We start from the raw sequence: 23,478 nt of genomic DNA on the forward strand, positions 1-23,478 counted from the left end.
CCCAAGGCAACGCAATGCGTTGCCGGGTCCCTTGTGGCGGAATCGGGGTATCGATATATGTTGATGGCTCGATATGGATGTCCTCTCCCAATCCTTCCGTGTCCTGGGGGACACGACGCGGCTGCGCATCCTGCGCCTGGTGGCCCAGGCGCCGCTGAACGTGACGGAGCTCGTGTCGCTGGTGGGGGTGGCGCAGTCGTCGGTGTCCCACCACCTGTCCAAGCTGAAGGGGCTGGGGCTCATCCGGGAGGAGCGGCAGGCGGGCTTCACCTACTACTCGCTGGCCCTGGAGCCGGATGACGCGCGCTGGCCGCTCATCCGGCTGGCGCGCGAGGCGGAGGACGCGGCGGGGGACTCCGCTCGGCTCAACGACCTCCTGCGCGCGCGGGAGGACCGGCAGGCGCTCAACGAGCGGCTGTTGGAGCCGGGCCAGTCGTGGTTCCTCTGGGCGGGCGCGCTGGCGTCGCTCCTGCCGCCGCTGGACGTGGCGGACTTCGGCTGTGGCACGGGCGTGTTCAGCCGGGCCATGGCCCGGTGGGCGAGGCACGTGTGGGCCATCGACCAGAGCGAGGACGTGCTGTCGCAGGCTCGAACTCTGGCCTCCCGCGACGAACTCACCAACATCACCTTCCTGCGCGAGGACCTGCACCGGTTGTCGCTTCAGGGCGGGTGCATGGACCTGGTGGTGATTTCGCAGAGCCTGCACCACGTGGAGTCTCCCGCGGCGGTGGTGGCGGAGGCCGCGCGGCTGCTCAAGCCGGGGGGCCGGTTGGTGGTGCTGGAGTTGATGCCGCACGAAGAGAAGTGGGTGCTGGAGCGGTTGGGCCACCGGCACCTGGGGTTTTCGCCCGAAGTCCTCGAAGCGGCCCTTCGCGAGGCCGGCTTCACGTCGTTCACCCGCGAGACGCATGCGCGCGACGGGGCCAGTCCCTTCCGCGTCTTCCTGCTGACCGGAGTCAAACCGTCATGACGAGCCACATCGCCCATCCCCTGCCGCTTCCCTCCGGGGAGCACGGCCAGCGTGTGGAGGCGCTCCTGGCCGCGATGCGTGAGCGCATCCTGGTGCTGGACGGCGCCATGGGCACGCTCCTGCAGGGCCACCAGCTGGTGGCGGCGGACTTCGGCGGCGCCGAGTACGAGGGCTGCAACGAGCACCTGGTCCTCACCCGCCCGGACGTCATCGAAGGCATCCACGCGAAGTACTTCGCCGCGGGCGCGGACGTGACGGAGACGGACAGCTTCGGCGGCACGCCGGTGGTGCTGGCGGAGTTCGAGCTGGGCCACAAGGCGCACGACATCAACGTCGCTGCGGCCCGCATCGCGCTGAAGGCGGCGAAGGCGGCGGAGGCGAAGGACGGCCGGGTGCGCTGGGTGGCGGGCTCCATCGGCCCCACCACCAAGGCCATCAGCGTCACGGGCGGCATCACCTTCGAGGAGCTGGTGGACAACTTCGCCGTGCAGGCGGAGGCGCTCGCGGTGGGCGGCTCTGACTACCTGCTGGTGGAGACGGCGCAGGACACGCGCAACGTGAAGGCGGCGCTGCTGGGCATCGACCGGGCCTTCCGGAAGCTGGGCTGGCGGCTCCCGGTGGCGGTGTCCGGGACCATCGAACCCATGGGCACGATGCTCGCGGGCCAGTCCGTGGAGAGCCTGGCCGCGTCGCTGGAGCACACGGAGCTGTTGTACCTGGGGCTCAACTGCGCCACGGGCCCGGACTTCATGACGGACCACATCCGGTCGCTGTCGTCCATGAGCCCGTTCCCGGTGTCGTGCGTGCCCAACGCGGGCCTGCCGGACGAGAACGGCCAGTACCTGGAGTCGCCGGAGATGATTGCCCGGTCGCTGCGGCGCTTCTGTGACAGCGGGTGGATCAACGTGGTGGGCGGCTGTTGTGGCACGCACGCGGGGCACATCGAGGCGCTCGCCGCCGCGGTGAAGGGCCTGAAGCCGCGCATGGAGGTGCCGAAGCCGCGCTCGTCGCTGTCCGGCGTGGACTACCTGGAGGTGACGGACGAGCAGCGCCCCATCATCGTGGGTGAGCGCACCAACGTCATCGGCAGCAAGAAGTTCAAGGAGCTCATCGTCGCGGGCCAGGTGGACGACGCGTCGGAGATCGCGCGCGCCCAGGTGCGGCGGGGCGCGCAGGTCATCGACATCTGCCTGGCGAACCCGGACCGGGACGAGCTGGAGGACATGCGCCACTTCCTGGAGGTGGTGGTCAAGAAGGTGCGCGTGCCGCTGATGATCGACTCGACGGACGAGAAGGTCATCGCCATGGCGCTCACGTATTGCCAGGGCAAGGCCATCATCAACTCCGTCAACCTGGAGGACGGCGAGGAGCGCTTCGAGAAGGTCGTCCCGCTGGCGAAGGCCTTCGGCGCGGCGCTGGTGGTGGGCTGCATCGACGAGGTGGGCATGGCCGTCACGCGCGACCGCAAGCTCGCCGTGGCCGAGCGCAGCTACGAGCTGCTCACGAAGAAGTACGGCATGCGCCCGGAGGACCTCTACTTCGACCCGCTGGTGTTCCCCTGCGCTTCGGGGGATGCGCAGTACACCGGCAGCGGCGTGGAGACGATTGAAGGCGTGCGCCTCATCAAGCAGCGCTTCCCGCAGTGCCGCACGGTGCTGGGCATCAGCAACGTGTCCTTCGGCCTGCCCACCGCGGGCCGCGAGGTGCTCAACTCCGTGTTCCTGTACCACTGCGTGCAGGCGGGCCTGGACATGGCGCTCGTCAACTCGGAGAAGCTGGAGCGCTACCCGTCCCTGCCGGAGGAGGACCGCCGCCTGTCGGAGGACCTGCTCTACAACCGGGGCGCGGATCCCATCACGCCCTTCGCGGCGCACTTCCGCGAGCGCAAGGCGGCCAAGGCGCAGGTGAGCAGCCTGCCGCTGAATGAGCGGCTCCAGCGCTACATCATCGAGGGCACGCGCGACGGGCTGACGGCGGACCTGGACCTGGCGATGAAGGAGATGTCCCCGCTGGACATCATCAACGGGCCGCTGATGAAGGGCATGGACGAGGTGGGCCGCCTCTTCGGCGCCAACGAGCTCATCGTCGCGGAGGTGCTCCAGAGCGCGGAGTCCATGAAGGCCGCCGTGAGCCACCTGGAGCCGCACATGAGCAAGACCCAGGCGGCGTCGCGCGGAAAGATCGTCCTCGCCACGGTGAAGGGGGACGTGCACGACATCGGCAAGAACCTGGTGGAGATCATCCTCGCCAACAACGGCTTCCAGGTGGTGAACCTGGGCATCAAGGTCCCGCCCGAGCAGCTGGTGCTGGCGGTGAAGGAGCACCGCCCGGACATCCTCGGCCTGTCGGGGCTGCTGGTGAAGAGCGCGCACCAGATGGTGGCCACCGCGGAGGACCTGAAGCGCGCGGGCGTGGAGACGCCCATCCTGGTGGGCGGCGCCGCGCTCAGCCGCAACTTCGTGGACCGCAACATCGCCCCGGCCTACGGCGGCGGCACGGTGGCCTACGCGCAGGACGCGATGAACGGCCTGGAGCTGGCGAAGCAGATTGTCGAGCCGGGCGCTCACGCGAAGCTGCGGGACGACCTGGCCGCGCGCCGGCTGAAGCTGGCGCAGGAGGCGAAGGAGCGCCCCGCGCCCGCCGCCCCGGTGCGCCGCTCGCGCAGCGCGGAGGTGCCGGTGCTGGACACGGTGCCGCCCGCGCCGGACTTCGCGCGGCACGTGCTCACCAACACGCCGCTGGATCACATCTGGAAGTTCATCAACCCCGTGATGCTCTACGGCCGCCACCTGGGCCTGCGCACCTCGTCGCGCGCGCTGGGCACCCCGGCGGAGGCGGACCTCGCGAAGACGGAAGAAGGGCGCAAGGCGCTCGCGCTCAAGGAGGCCGTGGAGGAGCTGAAGACGCTGCTGCGCGGCGGCGTGATGCAGGCGCGCTCGGTGTTCCAGTTCTTCAAGGCGGCGAGCGACGGCGACCGCGTGCTCCTCTTCGACGGCACGACGGGCGAGCCGGTGACGTCCTTCGACTTCCCCCGGCAGGACAAGGACAACGGCCTGTGCCTGGCGGACTACGTGAAGCCGCTGGAGAACGGCAGGCCCGTGGACGCGCTCTCGCTGTTCGTCACCACGGCGGGCGCGGGCATCCGCGAGCTGTCCGAGGGCTTCAAGGCCAGGGGCGAGTTCCTCAAGATGCACGCGGTGCAGGCGCTGGCGCTGGAGACCGCGGAGGGCTACGCGGAGCTCCTGCACACGCAGCTGCGCAGCATGTGGGGCTTCCCGGACCGCGCGGACATGACGATGCTGGAGCGCTTCCGCGCGGAGTACACCGGCAAGCGCTACTCGTTCGGCTACCCGGCGTGCCCGCGCCTGGAGGACCAGACGAAGCTGTTCGCCGCGCTCAAGCCGGAGGAGATCGGCGTGCAGCTCACCGACGGCTGCATGATGGAGCCCGAGGCGAGCGTGTCCGCCATCGTCTTCCACCACCCGAACGCGACGTACTTCTCCGTGACCTGATGCGTCGGTGGCCCGAAGGCCGGGCCCCGACGCCGCGGACGGGTTAGATTGCCGCCCATGCCTTCGCCCACCATCCGTCGCGCCGTCCAGCTCCTGCCCGCGTGTGCCACGACGGGCATTGGCAGCCTGCCGCACACCCAGGTGGAACTGGGTCTGCAAGCCGCGCTCGCCCTGGACATCCCGTTCCTGCCGCAGCTGCCGGTGGGGCACCCCTCGGAGCTGATGATCCCCGCCGCGCTGGAGGGCCTGCCGGGCCTGCGCTTCGACGAGGACGGCGTCTGCACGGTGGACGTGGACGCGTGGACCGCGGGGCGCGAGGCCTTCGAGAAGCGGCTGGAGGCGGCGCTCGCCTCCAAGGACCTGGAGGACTTCGAGCCCACGGCGGACGCGTGCCGCGCGTGGAAGCCGTTCCTCTGGGAGGTGGAGCACCGCAAGCTCGCGTTCGCGAAGGCGCAGCTGTCCGGCCCCTTCACGGTGCGCTCCGTGGTGCGCACCGCGACCGGCGAGCCGGTGCTGTCGGTGCCGGGCCTGGACGCGGCGCTGTTCCGGCTGGTGATGGTGCGCGCGCTGGCCATGGTGCGCGCGCTCAAGCGCACGGGCACCACGCCCCTGTTCTACCTGGACGAGCCCGGCCTCTACGCCTACGTGCGGATGAACCCGCAGCACCTCCTGGCGCAGCAGGAGCTGCGGCTGCTGGTGGTGGCGCTTCAGCGCGAGGGCGCGCTCGTGGGCATCCACTGCTGCGGCAACACGGACTGGGGCGTGCTGCTGGACGCGCAGGCGGACCTGGTCTCGCTGGATGTGCGGCTGTCGCTGGACGCGATGCTGGAGGAGACGGACGCGCTCAAGCGCTTCCTCGACTCCGGCGCCACGCTCAGCCTGGGCATCATCCCCACGGACCTGGCGTCCACCTATTCGGTGGAGGAGCTGGCGGACTCGGTGGAGGCGTCGTTGAAGGCTGCGCTGCCCGGGGACATCGGCTTCGCGCGCGCGCTGTCCACGGTGCTGCTGACGCCCGCGTGCGGCCTGGCGATGCGCTCGGTGATGGACGCGGAGCGCATCCTGGAGGAGCTCAAGCAGGCCCAGCGCCGGCTGAAGCGGGCGCTGGAGTCCGAGCGCCCCTCCGTCCAGGGGATGCCGCCCGCGCACTGACGCGCGGACGGCGGACTTCGGAAGGCGGCTACTGACGGCCGAGCCGCAGCTCGCGTTCGGCCTGGTGCCAGTCCTGCTCGGGGCTGCCGTGCGTGCCGCCCCGCGCCTGGAAGATTTCGTAGGCGCGGCGGGCGATCTGCTCCTGCGTGGGCGCGGCGCTCCTGGTGGGCGCGCTCACCGGGACCGCCGGCTTCTTGTCCTCGGTCCGCTCGGGCGCGGCCTTGGGAGCCGGGTTCGGTTGCGACTTCTGCGCGTTCTGACGGGCCATGGGGGTCCTCCTGGGAAAGGCGGCCTGAAGCTTCGGACGCACCCCCTCTCTCACGGAAGAGACCCAAGGCGTGGGGGGTTGCCCGAGCGACATCCAGGGTCGCGAAGTGTTGAGGGTGCAACGGTCGATTCCCCTCGGAAAATCCATTCGAGGAATGGGCCTGGAGGCGTGGTCCGTGAGCGGAAGGCCGCCCGCTGCTTCAGCGGCCGGTCGCCTTCCTGGCACTCCGGCCCGGCGCCTTCTTCGCGGGCGGGGCCTCCGTCCCCATCACGCCGTGCCCCAGGGCCGCGTCGAGCGCGCGTTGCATCGCGGTGCTCATGCCCAACGCCTCCGCCTCCTGGGGCGTGCACCAGCGCAGCTCCTGGAACGCGGCGGACTTCGTGGGGCGCGGGTCGCCCGTCACGCGCAACAGCCGCAGCGTGAGGTCGCGGTGGGTGAGCTGCCGGCGCACGCTGTCCAGCGTACCCGTCAACGTGAGCGGTGCGCCCAGGGTCGTGGCCAGCCGCTCCGTGGCCTCCGCTTCGGGCGTGTCCTCCTCCACCTCCACGGCGGGCAGCTCCCACAGGCCGCCGAAGAGGCCCTTGTCCGCGCGGCGCGCGAAGAGGAGCGTGCCCGCGTGTGGCCACACGGCCAGCGCCAGGAACAGCTTGCGGGGCGCGGCGCGCACCTTGGCCGGTGGCAGCTCGTCCACGCGGCCCTTCTTGAACGCGAGGCACCCGTCGCGCACGGGGCACAGCAGGCACAGCGGGGACTCCGGCCGGCACACCGTGGCGCCGTGCTCCATCAGCGCCTGGTTGAAGTCACCGGGACGTTCGCCCTTCACCAGCGCGGAGGCCAGCGCCCAGAGCGTGGCCTCGCGGTCGCGGTCCCCGGGCAATCCCTCCACTTCGAAGATGCGCGACAGCACGCGCGCCACGTTGCCGTCCACGATGGGTGCCTCTTCCCCAAAGGCGATGGAGGCCACGGCCCCGGAGGTGTAGCGCCCGAAGCCGGGCAGGGTGAGCAGCTCCTCCGCGGTGGCCGGGAGCTTCCCGCCGAAGCGCTCCACCACCTCCTGCGCCGCGCGGTGCAGGTTGCGCGCGCGCGAGTAGTAGCCCAGCCCCTTCCACCCGGAGAGCACGTCGTCCAGGGGCGCGGAGGCCAGCGCCTTCACCGTGGGAAAGCGCGCGAGGAAACGCTCCCAGTACGGGATGACCGTCGCCACCTGGGTCTGCTGGAGCATGACCTCGCTGAGCCAGATGGCGTACGGGTCGCGCGTGCGGCGCCAGGGCAGGTCGCGCTTGTTCCGGTCGTACCAGGAGAGCAGCGGATCATGCAGGGCCGTGTGGCGTTCAGGGGAGACAGGGGCGGGGAGTGCCCCGGTGTCGGTGCGCTTGCGTGGGCTCATGTGATTCTTCGCGGGGGGAGCGCGGCACCTAACCCATGTGGTCGGGCGCGCCCACCGTTTTCGCCAACGAAAGGGGGGGGTTGTCCGGCCGGCCGTCCCTCTTCTGGCGAGGCGGGCGATCGTCTATAGGATGCCCCGCGTCCATGGCCCGCCCTCCCATCACCAACGACTTCTCCTGGTCCAAGAGCCGGCACGAGAAGTTCACCGAGTGCCTCCGGGCCTACTACCTCTACTACTACCGCTCCTGGGGCGGCTGGGAGGCGGAGGCCGCGAAGGACGTGCGCGAGCTCTACGTCCTCAAGAAGCTGCACAACCGCTACACCTGGGCGGGCAGCATCGTGCACGAGGCCCTCAAGGACGTGCTCCTGGACTGGCGCGCCGGCCGCGACGTGGACCCCGCGAAGGTGGAGGCGCGCACGCACAAGCTGATGCAGGACGACTTCCGGCACTCGCGCTCCAAGGCCTACTGGACGACGAAGTACCGCAAGCCCTTCACCGGCCTCGCGGAGCACGAGTACGGCGAGGACGTCCCCAACGAGTCCTGGAAGCAGAACTTCGAGACGGTGCGCTCCGCGCTCGCGTGGTTCTTCCAGTCGCGCTGGCCCGCGGTGGCGAAGGGGCTCAAGCCCGCGCAGTGGCTGGAGGTGGACGCGGGCTTCGACTTCGCCCACTTCGTCATGGACGGGGTGAAGACCTTCGCCATCCCGGACTTCGCCTACGTGGACGCCGAGGGCTCCGTCGTGGTGGTGGACTGGAAGACGGGCCGCTCGCGCGACGGCTACGACGAACAGGTGCTGGGCTACGCGCTCTACATCGCGCAGCGCTACCGCTACCCGCTGGAGAAGGTGCGTGCGTCGCTCGTGTACCTCAACGAGGGCCTGGAGCACGACGTGACGGTGGACCCGTCCGCCATGGACTCCTTCCGCCAGCACTTCGCCCGCAGCGTGGAGGGGATGCGTTCGCTGCTCAAGGACCCCGCCACCAACACGCCCAAGGAGGCGGAGGCCTTCCCGCAGACGGGGAACCTGGACGTCTGCGCCCGCTGCGTCTTCCGCCGCCCGTGTGGCCGGGAGCCCGCGGTGACGCAGGCCCGGCCCCGAGTCGCCTGAAACGCCTCCTGAAGCCGCTCAGCGCGCGGACGCCAGCCGGCGCACCACCACGCCCGCGGCGTTCATGCCGAAGGCGGAGGTGACGAAGGCCACGCTGCCGTCAATCTGCGTGCGGTGGTCGCAGGTGTGGAACTCGTTGTCCTGCGGGCAGACGCACAGGAAGCCGTCGGTCGCGTCGTCGTAGTTGAGCGGCACCGGCTGCCGGCGCGTCTCGATGGAGTACACGGCGGTGATGCCCGTGTGGCGCTCCGTCTCCACGCCGTACTTGCGCTTGAGCAGCTTGCGGATGTCCTTGGCGAAGGGGTCCATGTGCGTCTCGCTCAGGTCCTCCACGCGGATGGCCGTGGGGTCCAGGCGTCCCGCCGCGCCCATGGAGCTGACCACCGGCAGGCCCAGCGTCACGCACCGGTGCAGCAGGTGCAGCTTCGCCTTCACGTTGTCGATGGCGTCCACCACGAAGTCGTACCTGCCCGCGGGTAGCAGCGTCTCCGCCAGCTCCTCGCGGTAGAACTCGCGCACGGCCTCCACCTTCGCCATCGGGTTGATGTCCTGGCAGCGCTGGGCCATCAGCTCCGCCTTCGACCGGCCCACCGACTTCACCGTCGCGTGCAGCTGGCGGTTGGTGTTGGTGACGCACACGTCGTCGTGGTCCACCAGCGTCAGCCGGCCCACGCCGCTGCGCACCAGGCCCTCCGCGGTGAAGCTGCCCACGCCGCCCAGGCCGAACACCACCACGTGCGCGTTGGCCAGCCGCTCCATGGCGTTGTCGCCCAGGAGGCGCGCCGTGCGGTCGAAGCGGCGCGACAGCTTGAAGGGCTTCGCGAGCGAGGCCGCCGGCGCGACGGCGTTCGAAGCGGCCGGGGAGGCGGAGGACGCCTCCGGCTCGGCGGTGGGGGTGGGGGCGGGCTGCGGGTTCATGAAGGGCTCCTCTATCACGCGACGCTCGCCTACCGCGAAGGGGAGGGGAAAGCTTCCCGGAACAGGCGTCGGGCATTCTCGGTCGTCCGCTGGGCGAGCACCTCCACCGGCTCCCCCCGCGCCTGCGCCATGCCCGCGAGGATGTGGGGCAGGTAGCCCGGCTCCGAGCGCTGCCCCCGGAAGGGCGTGGGCGCCTGGTCCGGCGCGTCCGTCTCCGCCACCAGCCGGTCCGCCGGAATCACGCGCAGGGCGTCCAGGGGCTTGCGCGCCTCCGCCCACGTCACCGGGCCCGCGAAGGAGAAGTGACAGCCCTTCTGGATGTAGAAGCGCGCCAGCTCCGCGCCGCCGCTGTAGCTGTGCATCAGCACGCCGGCCTCCGGCCATTCTTCCGCCTTCAAGAGCTCCATCAGCGCCGGGTGCAGCCGGTGGCAGTGCATCAGCACCGGCAGCCCGTGCTTGCGCGCCAGGGTCAGGTGCCCGCGCAGCACCGCCAGCTGCCGCTCCAGCGGGGCGCCCGGGAGGGACGGGCCGTCCAGGCCGCACTCGCCCACCGCGACCGCGCCGCCCCGGGCCAGGAGCGCGTCCAGCCGCTCCAGGTGCGCGCCGTCCTCCTCCGGTGGCAGGTCCGGCAGGAACTGGGGATGGATGCCCAGCCCCACCTGGATGCGCGCATCCCTGCGCGGCAGCTGGAGCAGCGGCTCCCACGTGTCCGGGCCCACCGCGGGGATGAGGATGCCGTGCAGCCCCGCGGCCCAGGCACGTGTGACAACGCTGTCGCGGTCCGGGTCGAAGCGCGAGGCGTCCAGATGGCAGTGCGTGTCGATCATTGAGCACCCTTCGTCACAGACCCGTTCAATCACTGACAAGCCCGGATGCGGAGCCCTTCAGGGCATCCCGACACCCGCGAGCGCGAAGGTATGACGCGCCGCCTGACTTTGGATCCATCGCGATGTGGGAGGCGTGGAAATGACCAAGCGAGTGGTGTTGGGGGCGTTGTTCGGGGCGTTGGCCGTACTGGGGACGGGCTGCAGCGACGAGTGCGTCGATCAGTTCGACTGCCGTGACAAGGGCACGCCACCCGAGGGCCAGCAGTGGATCTGCAACCCGGACAACAAGTGCCAGCTGCAGGCCTTCGTGCCCGAGCCGATCGTGGACGCGGGCACGGAGGTGGATGCGGGCACGGAGGTGGACGCGGGCACGGGGATGGATGCGGGCACGGAGGTGGACGCGGGCACGGGGATGGATGCGGGCACCGACGCGGGCACGGGGATGGACGCCGGCACGGACGCAGGCATGACCGTGGCCAAGGGCGGCGCATGCACCGCGTCCGCCGAGTGCATGGCGGGCCTGCGCTGCGAGGCCAACACCTGTCAGTCGCTCCTCATCGCCGTGACGGCCAATGGCGTGGCGGCCGGCGACGCCGGCACGAGCACGGTCGCGGTGGTGACGGCCTACGACGACGTGGCCGGGATGACGCAGCTCTCCGCGGCCGGCGTCCCCAGCGCCTACCCGCGCTTCGGCCCGGGCGGCCCCCAGGTGGCCTTCGTGCAGGGGAACGTCGTCGAGCCCACGGGTGAGCTCGCGGTGCTTCCGGTGCCGCTCACGGCCACCACCCCCACGGTGCTGACGACGGGCACGGCCGCCGGCGACGCGCGCATCCGCTACATGGAGTGGGAGCCGGGCAACCTCATCGTCTGGGTGCGCGGCAACTCGGGCATCTCCACCATCGCGGCGACGGGCGGCACGCCCACGACGGTCACCCCCAACGGCACCTTCCCGGAGTGGGGGCCCAACGGCACGGAGCTCGCGTACAGCGCCTCGGGCACGGGCATCCTCGTCTCCACGAACGGCGGCGCGCCGACCCCGCTCGCGGGTTCGCCCACCACGGCTGAGCAGCCGCACTTCAACCGCGTCAACTCGCAGCTGCTCTTCCTGGCCAATCCGGACAACAAGACCGTGACCTTCGGCGGCGTCGCGACCCCGGTGCTGCAGCTGTACTCGCTGCCGGTGACGGGGGGCGGCACGCCCACGACGATCGCGGCGAGCACCTCCCAGCCCGCCGCGGGCGGCTCCGTGGATTCGTACATCGCGAACCCGAACTGGGCGCCGGACGGCAGCTGGGTGGCGTACGTGCGCGCGTACTACCAGCTCATCGGCAACGCGGCCATCCTGTGCGGCAACACCGGCGCGACCCTGTGCGGCACCACGGCGGGCAACGTCATCTTCCTGCAGCGCGTGGACACCACCACGGGCGCGCCGGTCGGCGACCCGGTGCAGCTCGCGGAGAACGCCACGCTGCCGTCGTTCTCCCCGGACAGCGCCTTCGTGGCCTACATCCAGAGTGGCGCGCTCACGGTGCAGGCCATCAACCCGGTCTCGGGCCAGCCCGCCGGCGCGCCCATCGTCCACATGAAGACCACGTTCACGGCGCTGACGAGCGAGGGGGACGACTACCGCCCGCGCTGGCAGCCCCGCTAGCACCCCGGTGTCCCAAGCCCCGCGCTCCGGGGCTTCCCGGCCCGTGTTCCCCGTTTCACGAGGGAGCACGGGCCGTCGCGTTTTGGGTGCGAAGCGCGCGGCGCACCCCGCGCGAAGTGACGAACGCGGGCAGCGCCGGGTCTGGATGAACCCGCGCGGATCCGCTTCCCAGTCTTGCGGGTCCAGGTTCCGGACGAAATGGAGAGGGGAGGAACTCCACCCGCGCTCACGCGAAACGCGGCACCTGGTGGAGGATGACTGACAGCCGTGTCGCGACGGCGCCGGGGCCCGCGCGCTCCGGAACAGGAGCACGGCCTGGGCTTCACGGGGCCGGGACGCCGGGTGCTTCCTTCAGCCCACGACGACGATGCGGCGGCCCAGCGCGCGGGTCATCTGCGGGGACGTGACGAGCTCCAGCACGCCGTTCATCTCTCCGCCCGCCGTGTCGAACGCCGCCGCGATGACCTCGCCCAGGGTGAGCTGGGCCTTCTGGGCCGCCACCCGCGCCCGCTTCGCCGTGCGACGCAAGGCGGGCATCACCCGCCGACCCTGCCGCCGCACCCCCGTGCCACCCTTTGCCTTGACCGCGGTCCGCTTCGCCATGGTTCCTCCCGCCACCTCGTGATGCGCGGGTGAGTACCTCGTCGGTCTGACATCATGCAGGCGAGGTGCCAGGGCTCAGGCTCCCCGGCAGGTTCCTGGTTCCAGGGGTTTTCCTTGTGGCTAGCGGGTTTCCGTGGGGCAGGCAGGCCTTCCTTTTTTCAGCCCTTCAGGGTCGTTCCTCGTTCTGTCGAGTTTTTCGTTCACCCAGTGAGCGGATTTCCACGCATCGTTCAATGTCGCGCATCCGTTGCGTGGGACTCGCCTGACAGGGCCGGGTCAGGTGTCACCCCCTGGCCACAGCCCCTGCGGCCGAGCGACCACGGTGCGGTTGGGACGCGGCGGGGCTTTGGGGTAGAGGGCGGGCGCCCATGCGAGTCCAGGTCCTCTTCCACGACAACTGTTTCGACGGCGCGGCCAGCGCCGCGGTCTTCACCCGCTTCTACCGGGAGCGCGTCCGCGCGGATGCGACGTTCAGCTACCGGGGGCTCGCCCACAAGCCGGGCGCGGAGGGCATCGACCCGGCCGTGTTCACCGGCGACGAGAACGTCATCGTCGACTTCCGCTACAGCCAGGACGCGCGCCTGACCTGGTGGTTCGACCACCACGCCTCCGCGTTCCAGCAGCCCGGCGACGAGCCCCATTTCCAGCGAGACACGAGCGGCCGGAAGTTCCACGACCCGCATCGCAAGAGCTGCACGCTGTACCTGGCGGACGTGGCGCGCGAGCGCTTCGGCTGGGACGCGTCCCCGCTGAAGGACCTCTTGCACTGGGCGGAGATCATCGACGGCGCGCAGTTCCCCAGCCCCCAGATGGCGGTGGCGCTGGAGGAGCCCGCGCTGCGCATCATGACGGTGCTGGAGGCGACGAAGGACGACACGCTCATCCCGGAGGTCATCCGGCGCATGCAGACGGAGTCGCTGGCGGACATCGCCCGGTCGCCGCTCATCTCCGCTCCTTTGGAGCCGCTGCTCTTCAGGCACCAGCGCAACATCGACCTCGTGCGCGAGAAGGCCCGCTACGAGAACGGCGTCGTCTTCTTCGACCTGGTGGACGAGGGCGTGGACAGCCTCAACAAGTTCATCGCGTACGCGCTCTATCCGGACGCGCGCTACACGCTGTGGGTGGGCAAGGGCGCGTCGCGCGCCAAGGTGTCGCTGGGCTCCAACCCGTGGAAGCCGGAGACGCGCAAGCACGACCTGTCCGCCATCGCCGGCCGCTACGGTGGAGGCGGCCACCCGGTGGTGGCCGCGGCGAGCTTCAAGGCGGACCAGGCCGACAAGGCCCGCGCCGCGTACCAGGAGATCCTGGCGGAGCTGTCCGGCGCCAGCTGAGCGCCGGGCCTTCTCCGGGGCTCAGGGGCGGGCGAAGAGGTCGAAGCCCGCCTGCCGCAAGAGCCGCACCACCGACAGCATGGGCAGCCCTTGCACGTTGGTGCGGTCGCCCTCCAGCTTCTGGAGCAGGGCCTGTCCTCGGCCTTCCACGCGGTAGCTGCCCGCGCAGCCCTCCCACTCGCCGGTGTCCAGGTAGCGCTCCAGCTCCTGCGGCGGGACGGAGAAGAACGTCAGGCGCGTGTCCTCCACGGTCTCCGAGTGGTGGCCGCCCGGGCCCAGCAGGCACACGGCGGTGTGGATGACGTGGGTGTTCCCCAGCAGGCGCTGGAGCTGCGCCCGCGCCGCGTCCCGGTCCCGGGGCTTGCCCAGCACGTCCCGGCCCACCTCCACCAGTTGATCCGCGCCCAGCACCCAGGCCTCCGGGTGGCGCTCCTGGACGGCGCGGGCCTTGCGCACGGCGAGCATGCGGACGGCTTCATCGGCGGACAGGTCCGCGGGGACGTGCTCGTCCACGCCGGGGGCCTCGGTGCGGTAGGGCACGCCCAGCCCGTCCATCAGGGCCCGGCGCGCGCTGGAGGTGGATGCCAGGATGAGCTCTCTCATGGGAGGCCGGAGGGTAATGCAGCAGGGGAGGGGAGGGGACCCCTCGAGCGGGCAGGCACGTCCCCGCTTCCTGTGCATGGGGCGGATGCCATAGCCTCCCCGCCCATGTCGCGGCGCGGTCTGCTCGCTGTCTGTCTGCTTCTGCTCGCCTCCTGCAAACGGAACCCTCCGGCGGCCGCCGACGCGGGCACGGACGCGGGCGTGGCCACCGCCGCCGAGGAGGCCGACGCGGGTGCGCTCGCGGAAGGCCCCCTGGACGCGGGCCCTCGCGCCTCCGTCACGCGCCCGGACGACGCGGTCGCGGAGGTGCACCCGCTGGCGGTCTGCGACGCGAAGGGGGGAGCGCCCCTGGACGCGGCCCGGGACTACTACGACGCCGGCCAGTACGAGCAGGCGCTCTCCTGCGCCGCGCAGGCCGCCGCGCTGGAGCCGGACCTCGCCGCCGCCCACGCGGAACGCGGCGCCGCCCTGGCCGCGCTCAACCGCGAGCCGGAGGCGCAGCTCGCCTACGCCCGCGCGCTGGCCATCGACCCGGGGGACGCGGACGCGCTGCTGGGCGCCGCGCACCTGTACGCGGTGCAGCTGCCCTCCACGCGCGAGCGGGACGAACTGGGCGCCCTCTACGCCGAGCGCGGCCTGTCCCAGCCCTCCACGCCCCCGGAGCTCGTGCCGTCGCTGGCGCTGGTGGCGGCCATGGCCTTCAACGACCTGGGGCAGGCGGAGCAGGCGCTGGACCGCGCCACCCTCGTGCTCGCCCGCGAGCCGGGCAACGCCGAGGCGAAGTACGAGAAGGCCCTGGCCCTCTTCGAGCTGTGCCGCTTCCGCGAGGCGAAGGTGGCCTTCGCGTCGCTCCTGAAGGACAAGGACCGCGCGGCGCACGCGCACCAGCACCTGGGCCTCCTGCTGGAGCGCGAAGGCCAGTGGGCCAAGGCGGAGGAGCACTTCCAGAAGGCCCGCGCGCTGGAGCCGGAGGACTTCCCCCCGCCCCCCCTGCCGTCGGCGGACGAGTTCAAGGCCCAGGTGACGCGCGCCATGGCGGACCTGCCCGCGGACATGCGCCGCGACCTGGAGGGCGTGCCGGTGACCACGGAGGAGCTTCCCTCCGAGGACGACCTGCTCGCCAACCAGCCGCCCCTGTCACCCACCATCCTGGGCCTCTTCCGGGGCCCGTCCCTGCACGAGCCCTGCGATGGTTCGGAGACGCCCTGCCGCTCGGTGGCCCTCTACCGGCGCAACCTGGCCCGCGCGGTGCGCACCCCAGAAGAGCTGCGCGAACAGATTCGCGTGACACTGCTGCATGAAATCGGGCATCTGCGCGGGGAAGACGACGAGGAACTGGCCGCGCGCGGCCTGGAGTGAGCCCAAGACATGCCTTCCCTTCCCACCGCCCGGGTCAGCCTCAAGGGCGCCAAGACGCTGCGTCGCGGCACCCCCTGGGTGTACCGCACGGAGCTCACCGACGCTCCCGCCACCGACACGCCGGGCGCGGTGGTGGCGGTGGTGGATCCGCAGGGCAACCCCATCGGCCAGGCGCTCTACGCCCGCCGCTCCCCGCTCGCCCTGCGGCTGCTCACGCGCAAGGGCCCCAACGAGGAGAAGGTGGATGACGCCTTCTTCCTCCGCCGCCTGGAGGCCGCGCTCGCCCGCCGCTCGGTGCTCCCGGGGCGGGACGGCCTGCGCCTGGTGCACGGGGAAGCGGACCTGCTCCCCGGCTTCTTCGTGGACCGCTACGGCCAGGGCCTCACGGTGCAGACGCTGTCGGAGGGCATGGACGCGCGCAAGCAGATGCTCGCGCGCGCCCTGGTGGAGAGGACGGGCGCAAGCCACGTGGTGTGCCGCGACGACGCCTCCGGCCGCGACTTCGAGAGCCTCCCGCGCGAGGTGCGCCTGCTGCACGGCGAGGGCAGCGCGCGCTTCACCTACCACGAGGGCGACAACCGCTTCGACGTGGACCTCCTGGGCGACATGAAGACGGGCGCGTTCCTGGACCAGGTGGACAACCACCTGCGCGCGGGCGAGCTGGGCCGGGGCGAGGCGCTGGACTGCTTCAGCTACCACGGCGGCTTCGCGCTCGCGCTCGCGAGGCACTGCACGTCGGTGCTCGCGGTGGAGCAGGACGCGAAGGCCGCTTCCCGCATCCAGTCGAACGCGGAGGCCAACGGCCGCGCCCACGTGAAGGTGGAGAACGCCAACGCCTTCGACGTGCTGCGCCGCTTCGACCAGGAGGGCCGCCGCTTCGACACCATCGTCCTGGACCCGCCGGGCCTGGCCAAGCGCCGCGAGGGCCTGGCCACCGCGCTGCGCGCCTACCACGAGCTCAACCTGCGCGCCCTGCGCTGCCTCAAGCCGGACGGCCTGCTCGTCACGTGCTCGTGCTCCGGGAAGCTGGACCGGCAGGGCTTCGAGTCCATGGTGCTGGACGCCGCCGCGGACGCGAAGCGCCCGGTGCAGATCCTGGAGCGGCGGGGCGCCGGGCTGGACCACCCGGTGCTCGCGGGCCTCGCGGAGACGGAGTACCTCAAGGCCCTCTACGTGCGCGCCCTGTAGTGCCAGGGCGCGCGGGGGCCTCCCGTCACGGCAGGCCCAGCTCCTTGCGCAGCCGGCTGACGACCTTGAAGTACTCCGTGCGGGGGAAGCCCACGTTGAGGATGTGGAAGTCCTTCTTGGACAGTCCCACGCACCCGAAGCAGTAGTTGCAGTCCTGCAGGTTCTTGCTCATCACCACGTACGCGCTGCTGGAGCAGTTCTCGCTCTGCACGCAGTAGGCGCACGCGTGGCAGTTCTTGCACTCCACGCAGTGCGAACAGTTGGTGCACAGCGCGCACTGCGTGCAGTGCGTGCACTGGTGGCAGCTGTCGCAGTCCTTGCAGAACATGCAGTTGGCGCAGCGCTGACAGCCCTCGCACGCGTAGGAGCCGGGGTTGCCCGGGTCCACCGCGTAGTTCTTGGACAGCTTCTGGAGTTGCTCCAGGAACTCGCGCTTGCCCAGGGCCGCCACGCCCTGCCGCGCCGCCTTTTCCTGCTCCAGCAACTCCTGGGTCGTCTGGGGCCGGGACCCCTTCTCCTTCACCGCCACGGACGCTCCTTGGACTCTTGAGTCACTGCAGTTGGGCCAGCCCGGCCAGGTCGATGCCGCGCGCCACCCGCCGCACCTCCACGGTGCTGGGGAAGCCGCGGCTGGTGATGGCCACCACGTACCGGTCACCCACCAGGAGGTTCGCCTCCGCGACGGCCTCGTCCGCGTCATAGCGCACGAAGCCCACGGCCTCCTTCCACTGGATGGGCGCCGTCGGGTCGCTCGCCGCGCGGCCCTTCGCCTTCTGCGCCGCCTCGCGGATGGCCTGCCCCAGCTTCAGCCCCATGGTGGTGTCCACGATGCGCACCTTCACCTCGCGGCCCTCGTCCCGGGTGTAGGTGCGCTCCGCCTCCGACACGGACACCTCGCCGTACTTCCCCGTGGAGCCCGCCGTGGCGCCCACCGTGAAGCCCTCCAGCGACTCCGGCAGGAACGGCGTCAATTCCTTGAAGTACACGCACGGTGCGGCGGTCGTCACCACGTCGCGCGGGGTGGGAGAGGTCGTGCGTTCGTCGTCAAGGCAACCGCCGCCCGCGCCGAGCGCGAATGATGCGATGGCCAGCCGGAGGAAATAGTCGCGCACGGACGAATCAAAGGGTATCCCTGGCCCGCGCGCAATGGACCTTTCGAAGCTCAATCCTCCTCAGCGCGAGGCCGTGGTGACGCTCCAGGGCCCCCTGCTCGTGCTGGCGGGCGCTGGCAGCGGCAAGACGCGGGTCATCACCCACCGCATCGTCCACCTGCTCAACGAGCGGCCGGGCCTCATCATGGCCCGCAACATCCTCGCGGTGACCTTCACCAACAAGGCCGCCTCGGAGATGAAGGAGCGGCTGGTCCACATGGCCGGCCCCCGCGCCCAGGGCGTGCTCGTCTGCACGTTCCACGCGTTCGGCGCGGAGATGCTCCGCGAGGACATCCACCGGCTGGGCTGGCCCCGGAAGTTCGCCATCGCGGACATGGGAGACCAGCTCTCCATCATCCGCCGCGCCATGCGCGACAAGCGCATCGACGACCGCGCCTTCGACGCGCGCAAGGTCCTCACCCTCATCTCCAAGGCGAAGAACTCCGGCGAGGCGCCCCAGCCCAAGCCGGAGGGCATGGGGGACGACTACGACCTCATCACGTCGATGATCTTCGCGGACTACCAGCTCGCGCTGAAGGCGCAGGGCTCGGTGGACTTCGACGACCTCCTGGTGCTGCCCGCGCGCCTGTTGCGCGAGCACGCGGACCTGCACCGCAAGTACACCCAGCGCTTCCGCTACCTCCTGGTGGACGAGTTCCAGGACACCAACCACGCGCAATTGGACCTGCTCAAGCTGCTCGCGGGCGAGTCCAGGAACGTGTGCGCGGTGGGCGACGACGACCAGTGCATCTACTCCTGGCGCGGCGCGGAGGTGCGCAACATCCTGGACTTCGAGCGGCACTTCCCGGGCGGCAAGGAGGTGCGGCTGGAGCAGAACTACCGCTCGTCCGCGCGCATCCTGGACGCGGCCAACGCCGTCATCGCCAAGAACCCGGAGCGCAAGGACAAGCGCATGTGGACCGACCGGACGGGCGGTGCACGGGTGAAGGTGGTGGCGTGCCCCAACGACGAGGAGGAGGCCCGCTTCGTCGCGCACGAAATCCAGAAGCACATGGCCCTGGGCATGCCCGCGGATGAGATCGCGGTGCTCTACCGCACCAACGGCCAGTCCCGCCCCGTGGAGGAGATGCTGCGGGAGAAGAACATCGGCTACGAAGTCGTCGGTGGCAGCGAGTTCTTCGACCGCAGCGAGGTGAAGGACGTCATCGCCTACTTCAAGGTGCTGGCGAACAAGCTGGACGAAATCTCCCTCATGCGCATCGTCAACGTGCCCTCGCGTGGCATTGGCGACGTCACCATGGAGCGGCTGCACGCGCACGCGCAGGCCGAAGGGGTGACGCTCTGGACGGTGATGCGCCGCGCGGACACCTACGACGACCTGCCCTCCGGCGCGGGCGGCAAGGTCCTGGAGTTCGTGGAGATGGTGGAGCGCTACCGCGAGGCCTTCGCCCAGACGCCCCGCCTGTCCGAGGCCACGAAGATGCTGCTGGAGGAGATTGGCTTCCGGGAGGCCACCCGCGCCAAGGCCACGTCCGGCACCGCCGCGGACAAGAAGCTCAAGGGCGTGGACCAGGTCCTCACCTCCCTGGAGAACTTCGAGAAGCGCGAGGGCCCCAAGGCCAGCCTCCTCACGTACCTGAACCGCCTCAGCCTGGACACGCGCCAGGAAGAGGAGGAGGTGCCAGGGCAGAACAAGCGCGTGACCCTGATGTCCCTGCACGCCTCCAAGGGCCTGGAGTACCGGCTCGTCTTCTTCATCGGCATGGAGGAGGACCTGATGCCCCACGGCGGCATGCAGGGCGAGGCGCAGAACCTCGAGGAGGAGCGCCGCCTCTGCTACGTGGGCATTACCCGCGCCAAGGAGCAGCTCTACCTCACCCGCGCCACCACCCGCGTGAAGCGCGGCAAGGAGGTCCCCCGCACGCCCTCGCGCTTCCTGGAGGACCTCCCCCCGGACGCCATCGAGGTCGTGGACATGGACGCGCCGCGTCAGGGCCCTCCGGACGAGAAGGAGAAGAACTTCTTCGCCAACCTGAAGGAGCGCTTCAAGAAGCCCGCCGCCGGGGGGCCGGGGCCGGGCACGCCGGGCCGGGCGCCCTGACGGTGGGCGGCTCAGGCCTGGATTCCCCGGCGATGTACGCCTGACCTTGACTTGATCCGGCCGTCCGACTAGGAGGGTCGGCCTTTCCGGGCTTCTGTCGGAGTTTTGGCGGAAGACTCGCGGTTGGTTCGCACGAGCACGCGACCCCTGGCATGCACCTGGGTGTCGCGCCGAAGTCTGGAGTGCACGAAATGTCGCAGAAGACCTACAGCGCCAAGGCTGGGGACATCAAGCGCCAGTGGCACGTCATCGACGTGTCCGACAAGGTGCTTGGTCGCGCCGCCAGTCAGATCGCCACCCTCCTGAAGGGCAAGCACAAGCCGACGTACACCCCGTCCATCGACACGGGTGACCACGTCATCGTCATCAACGCCGACAAGGTGAAGGTGACGGGCACGAAGGAGACGGACAAGCAGTACTACCGTCACCCCTACGCCGGCTTCCCGGGCGCCCTGAAGATCACCAACCTCGCGAAGCTGCGTCAGCGCCACCCTGAGGACATCATCCTCAACGCGGTGCGCCGCATGCTTCCCCGCAACGCCCTGGGCCGTCAGATGATGACGAAGCTCAAGGTGTATGCTGGTGACACCCATCCGCACACCGCGCAGAAGCCGGTGGCGTACAAGGTCGAGGCGTAAGGAACAGCCATGGCGATCAATCCTGAACTTGGTTTCTACGCCACGGGCCGCCGCAAGGAGGCCACCGCCCGCGTGTGGGTGCGTCCTGGCAACGGCGCCGTCGTCATCAACGGCCGCGACATCAACGAGTACTTCGGCCGTGAGACGTCGAAGATGGTGCTCAACCAGCCCCTCGAGATCCTCGAGCAGAAGGGCAAGCTGGACGTCACGGTCAACGTGCGCGGCGGCGGTCTCTCCGGCCAGGCCGGCGCCATCCGCCACGGCATCGCGCGCGCCCTGTGCGCCTTCAACCCGGAGTTCCGTCCGGCGCTGAAGAAGGCCGGCTTCCTCACCCGTGACGCCCGCGCGGTCGAGCGCAAGAAGTACGGCCAGCCCGGCGCCCGTCGTCGGTTCCAGTTCTCCAAGCGCTAATCCCGCTTGCCGGCCAGCTGTCCGGCCGCTCTTCGGCGGAGGTTTCCCTCGGGAAGCCTCCGCCGTCGTGCTTTCTGGGCGAGCGGGTGGGCAGCGCCCCGTCGCGATGCGCGCGGGCGTTCTGCTAGCATCCGGGCACCCTCATGGAACTCAACGAAATCCTGCAGATCGCCCTGCGCGGCGGAGCGTCCGACATCCACCTGAAGGCGGGCCTGCCGCCCATGTTCCGCGTGGACGGTTCGCTCGTGCCGCTCAAGGACGGCCGCCGCCTGCCGCCGGAGGAGGTGGCGCGCATGGCGTTCGGCATCATGAACGAGTTCCAGAAGGAGAAGTTCAAGGTCAGCAACGAAGTGGACCTGGCCTACGGCGTGCCGGGCCTGGGCCGCTTCCGCGTGAACGTCTTCCAGCAGCGCGGCACGGTGGGCGCCGTGCTCCGCGTCATCCCCTTCAAGGTGATGACGATGAAGGACCTGCTGTTGCCCACGGTGCTGGAGAAGGTGTGTGGCGAGGAACGCGGCCTGGTGCTGGTGACGGGCACCACGGGCTCCGGCAAGTCCACCACGTTGGCGGCGATGATCGACTACATCAACTCCAACGAAACCAACCACATCATGACCATCGAGGACCCCATCGAGTTCCTCATCCGCGACAAGCGCTCCATCGTGAACCAGCGCGAAGTGGGTGTGGACACGATGAGCTTCTCGCAGGCCCTGAAGTCCGCGCTGCGCCAGGACCCGGACGTCATCCTGGTGGGCGAAATGCGCGACCACGAGACCATCGAAACGGCGCTCCACGCCGCGGAGACGGGCCACCTGGTGATGTCCACGCTGCACACGCTGGACGCCACGGAGACCATCAACCGCATCGTGTCCGCGTTCCCCCCGCACCAGCAGAAACAGGTGCGCCTGCAGCTCTCCAGCGTGCTGCGCGGCGTGGTCAGCCAGCGCCTCGTCCCGCGCGCGGACGGCAAGGGCCGCGTGGCGGCGGTGGAGGTGCTGCGCGTCACGGCGCGCGTGCGCGAGCTGATCGAGGACAAGGACCGCACGAAGGAGATCCACGACGCCATCTCGCAGGGCACGGACTCCTACGGGATGCAGACCTTCGACCAGTCGCTGATGAGCCTGGTGCGCAACGGCCTGGTCACCTACGACGAGGCCCACCGTCAGGCCAGCAACCCGGACGACTTCGCGCTGCGCTTCTCCGGCATCAGCGGCACGTCCGACTCGAAGTGGGACGCCTTCGACGCCAAGGCCGGCGAGGAGCGGCCCATCCCGGGCTCGCAGTCCTTCGCGCAGAAGGGCGCGCCCACCCAGGCCGCCCCGGCGGCCCCCGCGCCCGCGCCCCAGGCCGCTCGCCCCGGTGCGCCCATGGCTGGCCGTCCCATGACGCCTCCGCCCGGCGTCGCGGCGCCGCGTCCCGCCGCCCCGCCGCCAGGCGGGGTCCAGGGCCGGCCCCTGCCTCCGCAGGGGGCCGCCCGTCCGCCCACGCCCGCCCCGGTGCCCGCGCCGGCTCCGGCGGCCGGGGGCGACGACGACTTCCAGATCGAACGCTTCTAGCGGGGCGCGGCGGGGGAGGGCGGCCGCCTCAGGCGTCGTCATCCCCCAGCTGCGCGCGCAGCCGGGTGAGGCGCATGGGGCCGATGAGGCCCTGGTGCGCCAGCGTCTGGAGCAGCGACACGGTGGCGCGCACGCGCGCGTCCTGCACCTCCTCGGACTCCTGGACGACCTCGTTGTCGATGAGCGTCTCCAGGTGCTCCGGGTTGATGGAGGTGGGCCCCTCCGACCACGCGATGTCGAACAGCGCCCGCGCCATGTGCTCGCGCGCCTTGCGGTCCGCGTCGTTGGGGGCGGCCTTGGCGAACGCGAGGAACAGCGCGTCCACGGACGGCTTGGACAGCGCGGCCAGGGCGGGCACCTCTCCCAGGGACTCCTTCACGTAGTCCGCGTCGAAGCTGTCCACCTCCTGCTCGTAGCCGAAGGCCTCCTCCAGGAGGATGGACGCGAGGAAGGCGTCCGTCTCCTCGTCGCTCGCGCCCTCCTCCTTCAGCGCCTCGCGCGCCTTCGTCGCCGCGGCGGAGAGGGACTCATCCTCCGCGAGCGCGCGGGCGGAGGCGTGCGCGGCCAGCAGCACCAGCGCGGCCTGCGCGTCTGAGGACAGCGCGCGGCCGCTCACGCCCAACAGCAGGGCCTTCTGCTTGGGGTTGGCGTCCGCGGCGGCAAGGAAGTGCTGCTCCTCCGGAGTCAGCGGTTCACCCGCCTTCTCCTTGCGGAGCGTTTCCCTGGCGGCGTCGGCGGTGAGGAAGCGGGCGAGGATGGGGTGCATGGCGGGGCCTGTTACC

Annotated in this window: 21 protein-coding genes; 12 read left to right on the forward strand and 9 right to left on the reverse strand. The window is 70.6% G+C overall.

The genetic code is table 11. The features are described from left to right. Positions 1-73: 73 nt before the first annotated feature. The 3 genes from KYK13_RS10270 to KYK13_RS10280 are packed head-to-tail and all read left to right on the forward strand — an operon-like array spanning position 74 to position 5,634. Positions 74-970 carry a metalloregulator ArsR/SmtB family transcription factor gene (locus KYK13_RS10270; protein ID WP_223643886.1) on the forward strand — a complete coding sequence of 299 codons (897 nt, stop codon included), beginning with the start codon at positions 74-76 and terminating at the stop codon, positions 968-970. Next, complete coding sequence (gene metH / locus KYK13_RS10275; RefSeq protein ID WP_223643887.1) at positions 967-4,482, forward strand: methionine synthase; 3,516 nt, start codon at positions 967-969, stop codon at positions 4,480-4,482. Before KYK13_RS10270 ends, metH begins: the two co-directional genes overlap by 4 nt. 57 nt (positions 4,483-4,539) lie before the next feature. Beyond that, a complete protein-coding gene (locus KYK13_RS10280) occupies positions 4,540-5,634 on the forward strand; it encodes a hypothetical protein (RefSeq protein ID WP_223643888.1) in 1,095 nt (364 codons plus the stop codon). A 28-nt stretch (positions 5,635-5,662) separates the two neighbouring features. On the opposite strand, the gene KYK13_RS10285 is transcribed toward KYK13_RS10280, so the two are convergent. After that, positions 5,663-5,902 carry a DUF2934 domain-containing protein gene (locus tag KYK13_RS10285; RefSeq protein WP_223643889.1) on the reverse strand — a complete coding sequence of 80 codons (240 nt, stop codon included), beginning with the start codon at positions 5,900-5,902 and terminating at the stop codon, positions 5,663-5,665. A gap of 199 nt (positions 5,903-6,101) precedes the next feature. Beyond that, entirely contained in the window at positions 6,102-7,289 is a 1,188-nt protein-coding gene (mutY, locus tag KYK13_RS10290) for an A/G-specific adenine glycosylase (RefSeq protein ID WP_223643890.1), read from the reverse strand. Positions 7,290-7,432: 143 nt separating this feature from the next. Here mutY and KYK13_RS10295 point away from each other — a divergent pair, with 143 nt between their 5' ends. Next, positions 7,433-8,398: a PD-(D/E)XK nuclease family protein gene (locus KYK13_RS10295; protein ID WP_223643891.1), complete on the forward strand. Its 966-nt coding sequence runs from the start codon at positions 7,433-7,435 to the stop codon at positions 8,396-8,398. Positions 8,399-8,416: 18 nt separating this feature from the next. Here the strand turns inward: KYK13_RS10295 and KYK13_RS10300 are convergent, their stop codons facing one another. Continuing rightward, positions 8,417-9,316 (reverse strand): ThiF family adenylyltransferase, encoded by a 900-nt coding sequence (locus KYK13_RS10300; RefSeq protein WP_223643892.1) that lies wholly within the window; start codon positions 9,314-9,316, stop codon positions 8,417-8,419. Positions 9,317-9,345: 29 nt separating this feature from the next. Further along, a complete protein-coding gene (locus KYK13_RS10305; RefSeq protein WP_223643893.1) occupies positions 9,346-10,143 on the reverse strand; it encodes a TatD family hydrolase in 798 nt (265 codons plus the stop codon). 139 nt (positions 10,144-10,282) lie between these two features. On the opposite strand from KYK13_RS10305, the gene KYK13_RS10310 reads away from it, so the two are divergent. Further along, positions 10,283-11,794, forward strand: a complete 1,512-nt coding sequence (locus KYK13_RS10310) for a hypothetical protein (RefSeq protein WP_223643894.1) — start codon at positions 10,283-10,285, stop codon at positions 11,792-11,794. Between the two features lie 351 nt (positions 11,795-12,145). On the opposite strand, the gene KYK13_RS10315 is transcribed toward KYK13_RS10310, so the two are convergent. Beyond that, on the reverse strand, positions 12,146-12,397 hold the full coding sequence (locus tag KYK13_RS10315; protein WP_223643895.1) for a hypothetical protein: 252 nt from the start codon (positions 12,395-12,397) through the stop codon (positions 12,146-12,148). 368 nt (positions 12,398-12,765) lie between these two features. Here KYK13_RS10315 and KYK13_RS10320 point away from each other — a divergent pair, with 368 nt between their 5' ends. Next, the gene (locus KYK13_RS10320; protein WP_223643896.1) at positions 12,766-13,728 is read left to right on the forward strand and encodes a DHH family phosphoesterase; all 963 of its coding nucleotides are present in this window, start codon (positions 12,766-12,768) and stop codon (positions 13,726-13,728) included. Between the two features lie 21 nt (positions 13,729-13,749). Here KYK13_RS10320 and KYK13_RS10325 read toward each other — a convergent pair whose 3' ends face one another. Beyond that, positions 13,750-14,331, reverse strand: coding sequence for a nucleoside triphosphate pyrophosphatase (locus KYK13_RS10325; RefSeq protein WP_223643897.1), 582 nt, complete (start codon positions 14,329-14,331; stop codon positions 13,750-13,752). A 105-nt stretch (positions 14,332-14,436) separates the two neighbouring features. On the opposite strand from KYK13_RS10325, the gene KYK13_RS10330 reads away from it, so the two are divergent. Then, positions 14,437-15,690 carry a metallopeptidase family protein gene (locus KYK13_RS10330; protein ID WP_223643898.1) on the forward strand — a complete coding sequence of 418 codons (1,254 nt, stop codon included), beginning with the start codon at positions 14,437-14,439 and terminating at the stop codon, positions 15,688-15,690. Between the two features lie 9 nt (positions 15,691-15,699). Further along, positions 15,700-16,878, forward strand: coding sequence for a class I SAM-dependent rRNA methyltransferase (locus KYK13_RS10335; protein WP_223643899.1), 1,179 nt, complete (start codon positions 15,700-15,702; stop codon positions 16,876-16,878). Between the two features lie 25 nt (positions 16,879-16,903). Here KYK13_RS10335 and KYK13_RS10340 read toward each other — a convergent pair whose 3' ends face one another. Then, positions 16,904-17,407 carry a caib/baif family protein gene (locus KYK13_RS10340; RefSeq protein WP_370645331.1) on the reverse strand — a complete coding sequence of 168 codons (504 nt, stop codon included), beginning with the start codon at positions 17,405-17,407 and terminating at the stop codon, positions 16,904-16,906. A 22-nt stretch (positions 17,408-17,429) separates the two neighbouring features. Beyond that, positions 17,430-17,990: a hypothetical protein gene (locus tag KYK13_RS10345; RefSeq protein ID WP_223643900.1), complete on the reverse strand. Its 561-nt coding sequence runs from the start codon at positions 17,988-17,990 to the stop codon at positions 17,430-17,432. A 34-nt stretch (positions 17,991-18,024) separates the two neighbouring features. On the opposite strand from KYK13_RS10345, the gene KYK13_RS10350 reads away from it, so the two are divergent. The 4 genes from KYK13_RS10350 (at position 18,025) to KYK13_RS10365 (ending at position 22,696) form a co-directional block, all read left to right on the forward strand. Continuing rightward, positions 18,025-20,091 carry an ATP-dependent helicase gene (locus tag KYK13_RS10350; protein WP_223643901.1) on the forward strand — a complete coding sequence of 689 codons (2,067 nt, stop codon included), beginning with the start codon at positions 18,025-18,027 and terminating at the stop codon, positions 20,089-20,091. A 191-nt stretch (positions 20,092-20,282) separates the two neighbouring features. Continuing rightward, positions 20,283-20,729: a 50S ribosomal protein L13 gene (rplM, locus tag KYK13_RS10355; protein WP_223643902.1), complete on the forward strand. Its 447-nt coding sequence runs from the start codon at positions 20,283-20,285 to the stop codon at positions 20,727-20,729. A 9-nt stretch (positions 20,730-20,738) separates the two neighbouring features. Beyond that, complete coding sequence (gene rpsI / locus KYK13_RS10360) at positions 20,739-21,140, forward strand: 30S ribosomal protein S9 (protein WP_120526842.1); 402 nt, start codon at positions 20,739-20,741, stop codon at positions 21,138-21,140. A gap of 143 nt (positions 21,141-21,283) precedes the next feature. After that, complete coding sequence (locus KYK13_RS10365) at positions 21,284-22,696, forward strand: type IV pilus twitching motility protein PilT (RefSeq protein ID WP_223643903.1); 1,413 nt, start codon at positions 21,284-21,286, stop codon at positions 22,694-22,696. 28 nt (positions 22,697-22,724) lie between these two features. Here KYK13_RS10365 and KYK13_RS10370 read toward each other — a convergent pair whose 3' ends face one another. Next, a complete protein-coding gene (locus tag KYK13_RS10370; RefSeq protein WP_223643904.1) occupies positions 22,725-23,462 on the reverse strand; it encodes a hypothetical protein in 738 nt (245 codons plus the stop codon). Positions 23,463-23,478 lie beyond the last annotated feature (16 nt).

It is taken from the genome of Corallococcus sp. EGB (assembly GCF_019968905.1).
In the GTDB taxonomy this organism is placed as follows: Bacteria; Myxococcota; Myxococcia; order Myxococcales; family Myxococcaceae; genus Corallococcus.

Bases quoted from the DNA above. Each gene is read 5' to 3' on its own strand.
- KYK13_RS10320 (WP_223643896.1), top strand. From the start codon at position 12,766: ATGCGAGTCCAGGTCCTCTTCCACGACAACTGTTTCGACGGCGCGGCC.
- KYK13_RS10305 (WP_223643893.1), bottom strand. From the start codon at position 10,143: ATGATCGACACGCACTGCCATCTGGACGCCTCGCGCTTCGACCCGGAC.
- rpsI (WP_120526842.1), top strand. From the start codon at position 20,739: ATGGCGATCAATCCTGAACTTGGTTTCTACGCCACGGGCCGCCGCAAG.
- KYK13_RS10330 (WP_223643898.1), top strand. From the start codon at position 14,437: ATGTCGCGGCGCGGTCTGCTCGCTGTCTGTCTGCTTCTGCTCGCCTCC.
- KYK13_RS10325 (WP_223643897.1), bottom strand. From the start codon at position 14,331: ATGAGAGAGCTCATCCTGGCATCCACCTCCAGCGCGCGCCGGGCCCTG.
- KYK13_RS10285 (WP_223643889.1), bottom strand. From the start codon at position 5,902: ATGGCCCGTCAGAACGCGCAGAAGTCGCAACCGAACCCGGCTCCCAAG.
- KYK13_RS10300 (WP_223643892.1), bottom strand. From the start codon at position 9,316: ATGAACCCGCAGCCCGCCCCCACCCCCACCGCCGAGCCGGAGGCGTCC.
- KYK13_RS10365 (WP_223643903.1), top strand. From the start codon at position 21,284: ATGGAACTCAACGAAATCCTGCAGATCGCCCTGCGCGGCGGAGCGTCC.
- mutY (WP_223643890.1), bottom strand. From the start codon at position 7,289: ATGAGCCCACGCAAGCGCACCGACACCGGGGCACTCCCCGCCCCTGTC.
- KYK13_RS10310 (WP_223643894.1), top strand. From the start codon at position 10,283: ATGACCAAGCGAGTGGTGTTGGGGGCGTTGTTCGGGGCGTTGGCCGTA.
- rplM (WP_223643902.1), top strand. From the start codon at position 20,283: ATGTCGCAGAAGACCTACAGCGCCAAGGCTGGGGACATCAAGCGCCAG.
- KYK13_RS10295 (WP_223643891.1), top strand. From the start codon at position 7,433: ATGGCCCGCCCTCCCATCACCAACGACTTCTCCTGGTCCAAGAGCCGG.
- KYK13_RS10335 (WP_223643899.1), top strand. From the start codon at position 15,700: ATGCCTTCCCTTCCCACCGCCCGGGTCAGCCTCAAGGGCGCCAAGACG.
- KYK13_RS10370 (WP_223643904.1), bottom strand. From the start codon at position 23,462: ATGCACCCCATCCTCGCCCGCTTCCTCACCGCCGACGCCGCCAGGGAA.
- KYK13_RS10270 (WP_223643886.1), top strand. From the start codon at position 74: ATGGATGTCCTCTCCCAATCCTTCCGTGTCCTGGGGGACACGACGCGG.
- metH (WP_223643887.1), top strand. From the start codon at position 967: ATGACGAGCCACATCGCCCATCCCCTGCCGCTTCCCTCCGGGGAGCAC.
- KYK13_RS10350 (WP_223643901.1), top strand. From the start codon at position 18,025: ATGGACCTTTCGAAGCTCAATCCTCCTCAGCGCGAGGCCGTGGTGACG.
- KYK13_RS10280 (WP_223643888.1), top strand. From the start codon at position 4,540: ATGCCTTCGCCCACCATCCGTCGCGCCGTCCAGCTCCTGCCCGCGTGT.
- KYK13_RS10315 (WP_223643895.1), bottom strand. From the start codon at position 12,397: ATGGCGAAGCGGACCGCGGTCAAGGCAAAGGGTGGCACGGGGGTGCGG.